Genomic DNA, 12,736 nt, shown 5'->3' with positions numbered 1-12,736 from the left:
AAGTGGCAAACGGCCATTTCTTGGAATCCGGTGGCCTTAAGAAAAACCGGAGAAAAAACAGGGCTGCCATTCAGCAGCCCCGCTTCCTTAGTTGAACTTTTTAATCTTCGAAAAATCGAAGGTATCCAAAAACTTGGTAGTAAAGTTGCCTGCTTTGAATTCTGCGTCCTCCAAAAGTGCCAGGTGGAAGGGAATGGTGGTTTTGATACCATCAATGACAAACTCCTCCAGTGCACGTTTCATCCGAACGATCACTTCCTCTCTGGATTGACCACTCACGATGAGTTTGGCGATCATCGAGTCGTAGTTGGGTGGGATGACGTACCCAGCATACACGTGACTGTCGATTCGCACACCTCTGCCACCTGGTAGGTGAAGGTTTACGATTTTCCCAGGGCTTGGACGGAAGTTGTTGGCTGGATCCTCCGCATTGATACGGCATTCCATGGCATATAGCTTAGGGTAGTAGTTCTTACCACTGATGGGTTCTCCTGCTGCTACCTTTATCTGCTCTTTGATCAGATCAAAGTCCGTTACTTCCTCGGTAATGGGATGTTCCACCTGTATACGGGTGTTCATCTCCATAAAGTAGAAATTGCGGTGCTTGTCTACCAAAAATTCAATGGTGCCGGCACCCTCGTAGGCGATTGCCTCAGCTCCTTTGATGGCAGCTTGGCCCATTTGGTCCCTCAGTTCGTCTGTGATAAAGGGGGAGGGCGTTTCTTCAACGAGCTTTTGATGCCTACGCTGAATGGAACAATCTCTTTCCGATAGGTGGCATGCCCGACCCCTGGAGTCTCCTATGACCTGTATTTCAATGTGTCGCGGTTCTTCTACGAATTTTTCTAGGTAAAGCCCGTCGTTTCCGAAGGCGGCAGCCGATTCCTGTCTGGCGTCATCCCAAGCCTTCTTAAACTCACTCTCCTGCTTCACAATTCGCATCCCGCGTCCGCCACCACCCGCGGTGGCTTTTAGGATGATTGGATACCCAATTTCCAGGGCCACTTTGATACCCTGATCCATGTCCTGGAGTAGGCCTTTGGATCCTGGGATGGTGGGTACACCCGCTTCCGCCATGGTGGCTTTTGCTGTGGCCTTGTCGCCCATCTTATTGATCATCTCGGGGCTCGCCCCGATGAATTTGATGTTGTATTCCTCACATATCCGGGAAAACTCGGCGTTTTCGGATAGGAAGCCATATCCGGGATGGATGGCATCTGCATTTGTAATCTCTGCGGCGGCAATGATTCGGGGGATATTCAGGTAGGAATCTCTGCTCGGCGGGGAACCTATGCACACCGCTTCGTCCGCAAAACGTACATGTAGGCTGTCTTTGTCAGCGGTGGAGTATACAGCTACTGTTTTGATCCCCATCTCTTTGCAGGTCCGAATGATCCTCAGCGCTATTTCTCCTCGGTTGGCTACTAATATTTTTTTAAACACGTTTATTCGATTCAGGTTTCACAAGGTTTAACCGGCTGTATCTACTAAAAACAAAGGTTGGTCAAACTCCACAGGAGAAGCGTTTTCAACCAATACTTTGACGATCTTTCCAGACACTTCGGAGTCGATTTCGTTGAATAGCTTCATCGCCTCTATGATACATACCGTGTGGCCCGCTTGAATGGTGTCGCCTACATTTACAAATGAGGGAGAATCCGGGTTTGGTGTCCGGTAAAAGGTTCCGATCATGGGTGATTTGATTTCCACCAAGGTTCCACTTGCAGCAGGGGTTTCCTGGGTTGGAGCTGCCGGAGCTGGGGCTGGAGCGGTGGCTACCGGCATGGCGGGAGCTGCATATACCTCAGGAGCCTTTGCCGAACTTGGTTCTACACTCTTTTTGACAGACAGCTTGAACTCATCTGTCTCTATTTTCACCTCAGCGAGTCCTGACTGTGATATGAAATCAATCAATTCTTGTATCTCTTTCGCTTTCATACGTTATCGTTTTTTGCCAGTACACATTCCGCTAGGGGTTGGTCTAGGCGTGCTTATTTTTACAGTTGATTAGTGTAACCTTGAAATTTAGTGAAAAAATCACAAAGTTTTGGTAATTACTTTACTCTTTCTGAGTAGGAGCCGTCACGCGTGTCTACCTTGATCATGGTGTCCTGCTCCACAAAAAGGGGCACCATAACCACCGCTCCGGTCTCCAAGGTAGCGGGCTTTAGGGTGTTGGTGGCGGTATCCCCTTTGATCCCCGGTTCGGTATAGGTGATCATTAATTCTACAAAGGGAGGCAACTCTACACCCAATGGTTTTTCGGTTTCTGCATGGATCAAGATGTCTGCCATCTGCCCTTCTTTTAGAAGTTGGGGTCTTTCGATCAGCGATTCTTCGATGGGAATTTGCTCAAAGGTATTCATGTCCATGAAATGGTAGCCCATGTCATCTGCGTAGATGAATTGGTGTGGCCTCTTCTCCACTCTGGCGGTAGTTACTTTTTCACCAGCACTAAAGGTTTTTTCTAAAACCTTTCCGGACGTTAGGCTTTTCATCTTGGTCCTAACAAAGGCGGGGCCTTTGCCAGGTTTGACATGCTGAAACTCCACAATGCTGACGATGTCGTTGTTGAATTCCAAGCACAAGCCATTTTTAAAGTCTGCGGTACTTGCCATGTTATTTTGTTGGTTTTGAGTTGATTACTGTTATTTAGGGTCGTAGCCCCATTTCAGGTAGATCGCACCCCAGGTAAAGCCACCTCCAAACGCCGCTAAAATCAGGTTATCCCCTTTTTTGAGTTGGGGTTCGTAATCCCAAAGGCATAAGGGGAGCGTACCGGCAGTGGTGTTTCCGTATTTTTCGATGTTGAGCATCACTTTGTCGGGCCCAATGCCCATGCGGTTTGCTGTTGCATCGATAATTCGTTTGTTGGCTTGGTGCGGGACCAGCCAAGCGATATCATCTCCGTTTAGGTGATTCTTGGTCATGATTTTGGCACTTACATCGGCCATGTTCGTGACCGCAAATTTAAATACGGTTGCGCCTTCCTGATAAATATAATGCTCTTTGTTTGCAATGGTCTCTAAACTTGCCGGGTGTAGACTGCCCCCGCCCCTCATATGAAGGAAGTCGGCACCCTTTCCGTCTGAATGTAGCATAGAGTCCATAATCCCTAGTTCCTCCGTCGTGGGCTCCAATAAAACGGCACCCCCGCCGTCACCAAAGATGATGCATGTAGTACGGTCTTCGTAGTTGACGATAGAGGACATCTTGTCCGCGCCGATCACGATGACCTTTTTGTGCATACCTGTCTCTATGAACTGGCTCGCCATGGTAAGGGCATAAAGAAAGCCGGAGCAAGCAGCAGAGATATCAAACCCGTAGCTATTGTTCGCCCCTACATTGGCGGCCACTAAGTTGGCCGTGGAGGGAAAGAACATGTCGGGTGTCACAGTGGCGCAGATAATGAGGTCAATGTCTTCTGCACGGGTATTTGTCTTTTCGAGCAGCCCTTTTACCGCCTCAGTGCCTATTACGGATGTGCCCTGGTTTTCGCCTTTTAAAATTCTTCTTTCCTTGATACCTGTTCTGGAGGTGATCCACTCATCGTTGGTATCTACCATGGTCTCCAGTTCTTGGTTGGTCAACACATATTCAGGAACCCATCCTTGCACTCCGGTTATTACCGCTCTGACTTTCTTCATTGATTCATCAAACTTCTATTGGAAATTAGGATCCCGACGATGCGGTTGAACGTTGCATTTGTGCCCCTTTTTCAAGATCCTATGTGTGGTTTTGTTTCGTTTCTCAAAAACTATATTTGAAACGGACTGGCAAAAATATTTAAAATGTCCCTCACCACCAAAGATTTTTCAAGTTATGGCTGATAAAATGACCCGAATGGGGGGCACCGAAAATAAACACCCACCCAGGCTTGCACCGACTATGCACTCCAATTGGTGAAAAGATAAAGAGCATCTTTTGATTCAAAAGATGCTCTTCCGTATGCTAGATGAATGGATCAGACCGTCTAGGCCTCTTGTTTCTGGGTCACCTCAGATTCGGACATGATGGTCCGTAGGTCCTCGTCGCTGATTTCTTTCTGTCTGTCAGCTAGCTCCAAAAAGGATTCGTAGATACCGTCCAATTCCAGTTTTGTTACCGGATAACCGATTTTATGCAGTCTGTAGGCGAGCGCGGCACGTCCGCTACGGGCGGTAAGGACAATGGTAGATTCATCCACACCAACCTCTACGGGGTCAATGATCTCATAGGTTTCCCGGTGTTTGATCACGCCGTCCTGGTGAATGCCCGATGAATGTGCAAAGGCGTTGGATCCGACGATGGCTTTGTTGGGCTGAACCTGCATACCCATGCGCTCGGAGACCAACCGACTGATTGGATTTAGTAACTTGGAATTTATTCGGTTGGTGACCTGAAGCCTGGGATGTTGTTTCATGATCATGGTCACTTCTTCGAGGGAGGTATTGCCTGCCCGCTCTCCGATGCCATTGATGGTGCATTCTATTTGCCGGGCTCCGTTCATTACGGCAGCTATCGCATTGGCCGTTGCCAAGCCTAAATCATTGTGGCAGTGGGCTGAGATGATCACGTTTTCGATGCCTCTCACGTGGTCTACCAGATATTTAATTTTCGCGCCGTATTCATCGGGTAGACAGTATCCGGTGGTATCAGGAATATTTAATACCGTGGCCCCGGCTTTGATGACCGCTTCGCATACGCGGGCTAGGTATTCATTGTCTGTCCGGCCGGCATCTTCGGCATAAAACTCTACGTCTTCTACGTGCTTTTTGGCGTGTGCAACAGCATCCACAGCCCATTCCAGTATGCCCTCGCGGGTGCTTTTGAATTTGTATTTGATGTGATGATCCGAGGTGCCTATCCCTGTGTGGATTCGGGGGCGCTTGGCAAATCTCAAGGCCTCAGCGGCCACTTCAATATCTTTTTTAACGCCGCGAGAAAGCCCGCATACGATGGGTTCTGTCACCGCTTTGCTAATTTCTACGACAGATTTGAAATCTCCCGGGCTTGAGATGGGAAATCCAGCTTCGATAACGTCTACGCCAAGTTCTTCCAGACGTTGGGCAATTTCAATTTTTTGTGGAGTGTTAAGCTTACATCCGGGGACCTGCTCCCCGTCTCTTAGGGTGGTGTCAAAAATTAAAACGTGTCCTTTATCCATATGTCCGTTGGTTTTCTAAAATCTAATGTAAAACCTTGTGCACGGAACGAAAATTGGTATATCTTTAATGTTCTGATATCCAACGAAGCTAGTTGTTTATTTAAAGTGTTGAAAATCAATATAATGTATGGTTTGAAAATATGATATCCAATTCCAAGAAAGATTTTTTGTTTGAGCTGATTAAAAATCTCTCCCCGGCTGAAAAAAGAAGTTTCAAGCTTTTTGCCAAAAGGATGGAGGCCAATGAAAATGCCAAGTTTGTGCAGCTTTTTGATGTCTTGGATAAGATGTCTCATTACGACGAAGGAGCCCTTCTTAAGAAACTTCCTGTAGCCAAAAAACAACTGGCCAACTTGAAATCCCATTTATATAAGCAGCTACTGGTGAGCTTGCGGTTGATCTATGCAGATAGAAATGTTGAATTACACTTAAATGAGCAAATTGACTTCGCCCGTATTTTGTATTCAAAGGGCCTGTATATGCAGAGCCTGAAAGTGCTGGAAAAGGCAAAGCAACTGGCCACCCGGTATTTTTTAGACACGCTGGTGCTCCGTATAGTCGAGTTGGAAAAGGTGATCGAATCCCAGCACATCACGCGCAGTATGCAGGATCGGGCAGAGACACTAAGTCAGCAGGCCACGGACATGTCGGTACAGATATCCAGGAAGAATGCGTTCAGTAATCTTTCGTTGCAGTTATACGGATTGTACCTGAAAACAGGGTATGTAAAAGACGCGGAAGATAGAAAGCGGGTGGAGGCATTTTATGCGGCCAATATGCCTCAGTTTGAGATTCAGGAGCTGGGGTTTTATGAGAAGCTTTACCTGTATCAGGCACAGGTTTGGTTTTTCCATATTGTTCAGGATTTCCCCCTTTGCTACCGCGCGGCACAGCGATGGGTGGACCTCTTTGACGAATTTCCAGATATGCGAAAGGTGGCCACAGGCAACTATTTGAAGGCGTATCATTACCTATTGGACACCCTTTTTTACCTGGGGTATTACGAAAGGTTTACCGAAGTGCTGCAAAAGTTTGAGGACAACCTGAGGACTCCGGATTTTCAACTGGACGAAAACGGATCGGTGCTGGCATTTCTATATTATTACACCAACGCGCTGAACATACGGTTTATGCGTGGAGAGTTTTCATTGGGCATTGAAGCCATTATGCCGACCTTTAAAAAAGAATTTCAGGCACTGCAAAACAAGCTAGACGTACATCATCAGGCAGTGTTGAACTACAAAGTAGCCTGTCTATATTTTGGCGCCGGTGAAAACCCGGAGGCAATCTTCTACTTAGATGAAGTAATCAAGCAAACGGGGGCCGGGCTAAGCGAGGATTTGCAGTGCTTTGCCCATATCCTGAAGCTGATTGCCAGCTACGAAGCAGGGATGGACGAAGATCTGGATCAGCAGATAAGGAATGTGTATAAAGTACTGGTAAAGATGAATGACCTACACCAAGTCCAGCGGGAGATGATGGCTTTTATTCGTCAGCTGGGTCAGATATATGATTATCAACTCAAGGCGGCATTCGTGGCATTGCGTGAGCGGCTGAAACCCTTTGAGCAGCATCCCTATGAAAAACGGGCGTTCCTCTATTTGGATATCATATCTTGGCTGGAGAGCAAAATCGAAAACCGATCGGTACAGGAAATCATTCAGGAGAAATTTCGGGAAAAAATGGAGGTGGAGAAATAATCACTCAGGTCTAGCTGCCCGTTACGCCGGGCTCCAACGCAAAAAACCAACCTGGCATCAGGTTGGCTGTTTGTATCTGTACGAAAAACAGGGTAACGGCTATTAGGCCAATACCTCTTTTTCCATGATTACCTGTCCCTTGTAATACAGCTTGCCATCTAGCCAGAAAGCTCTATGTCGTAGGTGGGTTTCACCTGTGGTAGGGCATTGTGAAAGCCCAGGAGCATTCAGTTTGTAATGCGTCCTTCTCTTATCTCTTCTGGTTTTCGAAATTTTCCGTTTAGGATGTGCCATTTCTCAGTTATGGTTAATTATTCTTTATTCTTTAATTTTTTTAATTGTTCCCAAAGGGGATTATTGTCGGGTTCCGTTTCTTCTTCCGGTTCGTCCGGCGCACTGCTGTATACCAACGTCCCCTCTATATCTTCGTCGTCGAGTTCTTCCTCTTGGTATCGAGGATGCAACCTTTTGGCGGGAATCGCTAGGAGGATAAACTCATATATCAACTGGGCCACATTGATGTGGGCGGTTTCGTTGGTAATGAGATAAACCTCTTCGTTCAACTCCCCCTCCTCCGGACCGTATTTGTAAAGAATACGCTCGCGGATTATCAGCTCATGGTCGTACTCGTCGAGACTTCGGTCACAAGTCAAAAGCACCGTCCCGTTGATCTCAAACCAAGCTTCTATGACGCCTGCTTGCTTTTTCAGGATGACATTGGCTTTCAGCTTTCCGTCCGAAACGAAATCGTTGCCAGCAAAGTATGCAAAGAAATCACTTTTGATTTCAAAAGGGAAAGCGTGTTCTCCATCCTTTAGGCGAATGATATCAATGTCAAAATTCTTCAAGAATTTCACTTCTCCCTCCTTTTCCTAAATTAAGACCGCAAATTTAGAGATTTATTTTTGATAATAAAAAAGCGGGGCTTAATTATTTGAGCTTTCTTGCCAGCCCTGCTTTTGCTTTAGAATTTCACACGCCTGAAAGATCGCAGCCCTCATGGATCCCTCGTTGGCGGTATTTTTTCCGGCGATGTCGTAGGCTGTGCCGTGGTCCGGACTGGTACGTACCGCTGGTAGCCCGGCGGTGAAGTTAACGCCGGTTTCAAAGGAGATCGTTTTGAACGGTATCAGTCCCTGATCGTGGTACATGGCTAGCACCGCGTCAAATTTCTTATAGTGCATCATGCCAAAAAAACCATCAGAAGGGTACGGACCAAAGACCAAGATGCCCTTGTCTTTGAATTCCTTTACCACGGGCTGGATGATTTCATGCTCCTCTGTCCCAAGCAGACCGTCCTCTCCTGCATGCGGATTCAGTCCCAGTAGGGCTATCCGTGGTTTGGCAATGCCAAAGTCTTCTTTTAGAGACTTAATCATTAGTTTTAGCTTTTCCCGGATAGTGGCGGGAGTCAATAGTTCGTTGACCTGTCGAAGTGGGACATGCGAGGTTACTAGCCCCACCCGCATATCGTCGGAAACCATGAACATGAGGCTTTTCTCAACTTCAAAGGCTTCGGAAAGAAACTCGGTATGTCCGATAAACCGGTTTTCTGGGGTGTGTATATTGTTTTTGTTCAGCGGAGCAGTCACCAGAGCTTCGATGTGGCCGTTTTTCAGGTCGTCGGTGGCCTGGCTTAATGCGGCAAATGCCATTTTACCGGCTTCTACGGTTTCCACTCCGGGATGTATCTCTGGACAGTCGGGCACCACATTGATGACGTTTACCTTTTTATGATGTACTTCTTCGATGCTTCGGATCTGCATGAAGTTGAAATCTTCTAGGCCCAGAGCCTTTTTGTAAAAGCTGAGGGCCTTGCCGTGCCCGTAGATGACGGGAGTGATTAATTTATGGAGTCGGTTGTCCTGTAGCGCCTTCATCGTGACCTCAGCGCCTATGCCGTTGATGTCTCCGATGCTGATTCCGATTACCGGCTTGTTTTTTCGAATGTTCATAGAGTGTCGTAATTCGCTTACACATGAATATCCGTCGCCTGCGACGGATGAACGGAGTGCAAGTTAGTAAAATATTGGCATTTACTATGCTCAAGCCTCACGCATGGCGGTATGCCGGAGCTACCCTTCATCGGGAAAGGGTAGATTTCCCGGATAGTAACGGCTTACCTGTGGTCATTCAGTAATATTGTTTTACTTTTGGATATCGGTACCCAATAACGGCACAACATGGATAAAGTAAGGGCAAAGAAGCATTTGGGGCAGCACTTCCTCAAAGATTTGCGGATCGCTGAACAGATCGCACAGGCAGTTACCGGCCATAGGGACGCAAAAGCGGTACTCGAAATTGGTCCGGGGATGGGAGTGCTCACAGATTTTCTCCTTGCGGCGGCCTGGGACCTATACTTGGTGGAGATAGACGGCGAGTCGGTTGCTTACCTACAGAAGAAATATCCTTTTCTTACTGATCGGATCGTGCATGCAGACTATCTCAAGACGCCTTTGAGAGAGGTTTTGCCTGTCCCTTACGTGGTAGCGGGAAACTTTCCGTACAATATTTCCTCGCAGATTTTCTTCAAAGTGCTGGAGGAGCGTGACCGCGTAAGTGAAGTAGTTGGCATGCTGCAAAAAGAAGTTGCAGAGCGTATTGCGTCGAAAAAAGGCAACAAAACCTATGGAATCCTCAGCGTATTGTTGCAGGCCTTTTACGAGGTGGAGTACCTGTTTGATGTGCCCCCGCATGTGTTTGACCCACCTCCAAAAGTGAACAGCGCGGTGGTCCGACTCAGGCGTAACGAGGTGAGCACCCTGGGTTGCGATGAAAAGCTGTTTTTCCGGGTGGTAAAGCAGGCATTTAGCACCCGAAGAAAAATGCTGAGAAATGCGCTCAAGAGTCTCGGCGGAGCCGGTGATTTCAGCTTAGACCCCATGTTGGATTTGCGGGCTGAGCAGCTAGGTGTACCGGAGTTTATATACTTAACCAATAAACTACAAGCCTCTTGGAATCAATCGTAAAGTTTGAGCTTTCCAAAGAATACCTGGAAAGGCTTAAAGAAAGTATACAAGGCGCGGATATCGCCTTCATAAAAACCTCCATGGAGGATGCCATCAAGGCGGACATAGCGGCCATCTTGGATGAACTCAACATGGAGGAAGCACTTTTTGTGCTAAGGGCGCTGGACCCCGCCGTCGCTGCGGACATTCTTATCGAATTGGATGAGGATTCGCAGTACAAGGTCATCAAGACCATGGAGCCTTCCGAGCTGGCCCTGCTGATAGACCAAATGGAGTCTGATGACGCGGTGGACGTCCTAAATCAATTGCTTGTCAAGGATAGAGAAGAAGTCATCGGCCACTTGGAGAAAAAGGAGAAGACCCTCCACATCATGGAGCTCCTTAGGTACGACGATGATAGCGCAGGCGGTCTGATGGCCAAAGAATTCATCAAGGCCAATCAGAATTGGACCGTGGTGCAGACCATCGACGAGATCAGGAGGCAAGCCGAAAACGTAGATAAAATTTACTCCATCTATGTGGTGGACAACAAGGAGAAGCTGATGGGCCGAATTGCACTCAAGAAGGTCATTCTAGCGGCTTCTGACACCAAGATTGCAGACCTGTACGATGAGAATATTATCTCTGTGCCCACGTATATGGAAGGGGAGGAGGTAGCTGAAATAATGAGGAAATATGACCTGGAGGCTGTTCCTGTCGTCAATGTAAAGAACAAGCTGGTAGGTCGGATCACGGTGGATGACATCCTTGATTTACTTCGGGAGCAGGCCGAAGAGGATATACAAGCCATGACGGGTATTTCCGATGACGTAGTGGAATCAGATTCCGTTTACCGTCTTTCCAAAGCCCGCCTGCCATGGCTGCTGATCGGAATGGTTGGAGGCCTGCTGGGTGCCGGATTTATCGGTTTTTTTGAAGAAGGTCTAAGTGCCGTAACGGCCTTGGCATTTTTTATTCCCCTGATCACAGCTACAGGCGGAAATGTGGGTATTCAGTCTTCCACGTTGGTTGTGCAGTCTTTGGCTGCCAAATCCGTATTCGAAGACAGCCTCACCAAGCGATTCATTAAAGTATTGGTGGTAGCAGTGCTAAATGGCGTGGTCTTGGCCACTTTCGTGTTTATCACGGTGGTATTCTTCTACGGGCAGCCCATGAAGTTTGGACTGGTGGTTTCTATTGCCTTGTTTTCGGTGGTGCTATTGGCGTCTTTTATGGGTACCCTGACACCCATTGTGCTGGATAAAATTGGTATAAATCCGGCCATGGCTTCCGGTCCGTTTATCACGACGGCAAATGATTTGCTGGGGTTGGCGGTTTATTTCTCCGTGGCTATGTTACTGTTGAATTTATAAAGGCCTGATACATGAAGGTGTTAATCATCGATCAAATGCATCCGAGTATTGTGCCCTTGCTGGAAGCGGAGGGGTATGATGTAGATTACCGGCCGGACATTACCCGAAGGGAGATTCTGGAGTGTGTTGGGGCCTACAATGGGTTGGTCATTCGATCCAAAACCCCAATCGACAGAGAGGTATTGGAGCTGGCCACAAATCTTCGGTTTGTGGCTAGGGCCGGGGCGGGGTTGGATAATATAGACCTCACGTTTCTACAGGAAAGAGGCATCGAGTTGCATCACGCCCCGGAGGGGAACAGAGATGCCGTAGCGGAACATGCGCTAGGAATGATCCTGATGATGTTCAACAAGCTCGGGCAGGCAGATCGGCAGGTTAGAAGTGGGATCTGGGATCGAGAGGGCAATCGAGGAGAGGAACTTTCCGGTAAAACGGTAGGGGTTTTCGGTTATGGGAATATGGGTAGGTCCTTTGCCAAAAGGCTAAGAGGTTTTGACGTTAGCATAATGGCCTACGACAAGTACCTGTCTGATTTTGGAGATGAGTGGGTAAAGGAGGCCTCGTTTGAGCAGCTACAGGCGGAGGCAGACATCCTCAGCATTCATGTGCCACTTACACCGGAGACCCGCAATTTCTTCACCATGGAGGTGTTGGAAGGCTTTCGCAAGCCCCTTTACCTTGTCAACACGGCACGTGGAGAGGTCATTGGCTTTGACACGCTAAACGAGGCTCTTTCTAGAAACATACTGAAGGGTGCAATGCTGGACGTGCTGGAAAACGAGCGCCTTCAAGCACTAAGTAGTGCGCAAAAGATCTCGTTTCAGCGGTTGACGGAGCGGCCAAACGTCCTGTTTTCCCCTCACGTAGCCGGGTGGACGGTAGAATCCTATGTCAAAATAAATCAGGTACTTGTACAGAAGATTGCAGGGAAATGGATGCTCCCCAGGTGATCAAATTTTGGGCGCTTGCGTTGTGAATTAATAATAGTTGCTATATCTTTGCACTACTTACATATGGAAAACGTATATGAAACGGTCTCGTAGCTGAGACCGTTATTTTATTTATTGGGAGTTAACGAATAGCGATTATGGGAAATATACAGTATTACACCGAGGAGGGACTTAAGAAGCTAAAGGACGAGCTTCATGAGTTGAAGACAAAAGGTCGGGCGGACATAGCCAGGCAGATTGCCGAGGCTAGAGATAAAGGAGACCTGAGTGAAAATGCTGAGTATGATGCAGCCAAAGATGCGCAGGGGCACTTGGAGCTAAAGATTGCCAAACTCGAAGGAGTGATCGGAAACGCCCGGGTATTGGACAATTCAAAACTGGACACTTCTAAGGTGGGTATTCTGAGCACGGTAAAGATTAAAAATGTTAAAAATGGAATGACGGTTTCCTATACACTGGTTTCTGAAGAGGAAGCGGATTTGAAAGCCAACAAAATTTCTTTAGCCTCCCCTTTTGGGAAAGGGCTTCTAGGCAAAAAACAGGGTGAAATAGCTGAAATAAAGGCACCTGCAGGAGTGTTGAAATTTGAAATCCTGGAGATCTCCCATTCTTGACTTTT

14 protein-coding genes are annotated in these 12,736 nt (G+C 47.5%); 6 read left to right on the top strand and 8 right to left on the bottom strand.

Features of this window, described 5'->3' with window-relative positions; genetic code table 11:
* Positions 1 to 87: 87 nt before the first annotated feature.
* From accC to JJU34_RS04085, 5 genes are all read right to left on the bottom strand, one after another.
* Complete coding sequence (gene accC / locus JJU34_RS04105; RefSeq protein WP_228691053.1) at positions 88 to 1,443, bottom strand: acetyl-CoA carboxylase biotin carboxylase subunit; 1,356 nt, start codon at positions 1,441 to 1,443, stop codon at positions 88 to 90.
* A 27-nt stretch (positions 1,444 to 1,470) separates the two neighbouring features.
* The gene (accB, locus tag JJU34_RS04100) at positions 1,471 to 1,938 is read right to left on the bottom strand and encodes an acetyl-CoA carboxylase biotin carboxyl carrier protein (protein ID WP_228691052.1); all 468 of its coding nucleotides are present in this window, start codon (positions 1,936 to 1,938) and stop codon (positions 1,471 to 1,473) included.
* A gap of 116 nt (positions 1,939 to 2,054) precedes the next feature.
* Complete coding sequence (gene efp / locus JJU34_RS04095) at positions 2,055 to 2,618, bottom strand: elongation factor P (protein WP_228691051.1); 564 nt, start codon at positions 2,616 to 2,618, stop codon at positions 2,055 to 2,057.
* A gap of 30 nt (positions 2,619 to 2,648) precedes the next feature.
* On the bottom strand, positions 2,649 to 3,647 hold the full coding sequence (locus tag JJU34_RS04090; protein ID WP_228691050.1) for a beta-ketoacyl-ACP synthase III: 999 nt from the start codon (positions 3,645 to 3,647) through the stop codon (positions 2,649 to 2,651).
* A gap of 326 nt (positions 3,648 to 3,973) precedes the next feature.
* Complete coding sequence (locus JJU34_RS04085) at positions 3,974 to 5,146, bottom strand: 2-isopropylmalate synthase (protein WP_228691049.1); 1,173 nt, start codon at positions 5,144 to 5,146, stop codon at positions 3,974 to 3,976.
* A gap of 140 nt (positions 5,147 to 5,286) precedes the next feature.
* Between JJU34_RS04085 and JJU34_RS04080 the strand changes: the two genes are divergently transcribed.
* Positions 5,287 to 6,846: a hypothetical protein gene (locus tag JJU34_RS04080; RefSeq protein WP_228691048.1), complete on the top strand. Its 1,560-nt coding sequence runs from the start codon at positions 5,287 to 5,289 to the stop codon at positions 6,844 to 6,846.
* Positions 6,847 to 6,948: 102 nt separating this feature from the next.
* On the opposite strand, the gene rpmF is transcribed toward JJU34_RS04080, so the two are convergent.
* The 3 genes from rpmF to pdxA form a co-directional block, all read right to left on the bottom strand.
* Positions 6,949 to 7,140: a 50S ribosomal protein L32 gene (gene rpmF / locus JJU34_RS04075; RefSeq protein WP_209330562.1), complete on the bottom strand. Its 192-nt coding sequence runs from the start codon at positions 7,138 to 7,140 to the stop codon at positions 6,949 to 6,951.
* A 17-nt stretch (positions 7,141 to 7,157) separates the two neighbouring features.
* The gene (locus tag JJU34_RS04070; protein WP_228691047.1) at positions 7,158 to 7,703 is read right to left on the bottom strand and encodes a YceD family protein; all 546 of its coding nucleotides are present in this window, start codon (positions 7,701 to 7,703) and stop codon (positions 7,158 to 7,160) included.
* 69 nt (positions 7,704 to 7,772) lie between these two features.
* Positions 7,773 to 8,801 (bottom strand): 4-hydroxythreonine-4-phosphate dehydrogenase PdxA, encoded by a 1,029-nt coding sequence (gene pdxA / locus JJU34_RS04065; RefSeq protein WP_228691046.1) that lies wholly within the window; start codon positions 8,799 to 8,801, stop codon positions 7,773 to 7,775.
* 23 nt (positions 8,802 to 8,824) lie between these two features.
* Here pdxA and JJU34_RS04060 point away from each other — a divergent pair, with 23 nt between their 5' ends.
* From JJU34_RS04060 to greA, 5 genes are all read left to right on the top strand, one after another.
* Positions 8,825 to 8,986, top strand: coding sequence for a hypothetical protein (locus JJU34_RS04060; protein WP_228691045.1), 162 nt, complete (start codon positions 8,825 to 8,827; stop codon positions 8,984 to 8,986).
* Between the two features lie 43 nt (positions 8,987 to 9,029).
* Complete coding sequence (gene rsmA, locus JJU34_RS04055; protein WP_228691044.1) at positions 9,030 to 9,815, top strand: 16S rRNA (adenine(1518)-N(6)/adenine(1519)-N(6))-dimethyltransferase RsmA; 786 nt, start codon at positions 9,030 to 9,032, stop codon at positions 9,813 to 9,815.
* Entirely contained in the window at positions 9,800 to 11,167 is a 1,368-nt protein-coding gene (gene mgtE, locus JJU34_RS04050; protein ID WP_228691043.1) for a magnesium transporter, read from the top strand. The genes rsmA and mgtE overlap by 16 nt, the downstream gene beginning before the upstream one ends.
* Positions 11,168 to 11,178: 11 nt before the next feature.
* Positions 11,179 to 12,117 (top strand): 2-hydroxyacid dehydrogenase, encoded by a 939-nt coding sequence (locus JJU34_RS04045; protein WP_228691042.1) that lies wholly within the window; start codon positions 11,179 to 11,181, stop codon positions 12,115 to 12,117.
* A gap of 137 nt (positions 12,118 to 12,254) precedes the next feature.
* Entirely contained in the window at positions 12,255 to 12,731 is a 477-nt protein-coding gene (gene greA / locus JJU34_RS04040) for a transcription elongation factor GreA (protein ID WP_228691041.1), read from the top strand.
* Positions 12,732 to 12,736 lie beyond the last annotated feature (5 nt).

Origin of the sequence: Lunatimonas sp., from assembly GCF_020832325.1 — a bacterium.
Lineage (GTDB): Bacteria > Bacteroidota > Bacteroidia > Cytophagales > Cyclobacteriaceae > Lunatimonas.
This window is presented reverse-complemented; position numbering and strand designations above follow the sequence as displayed.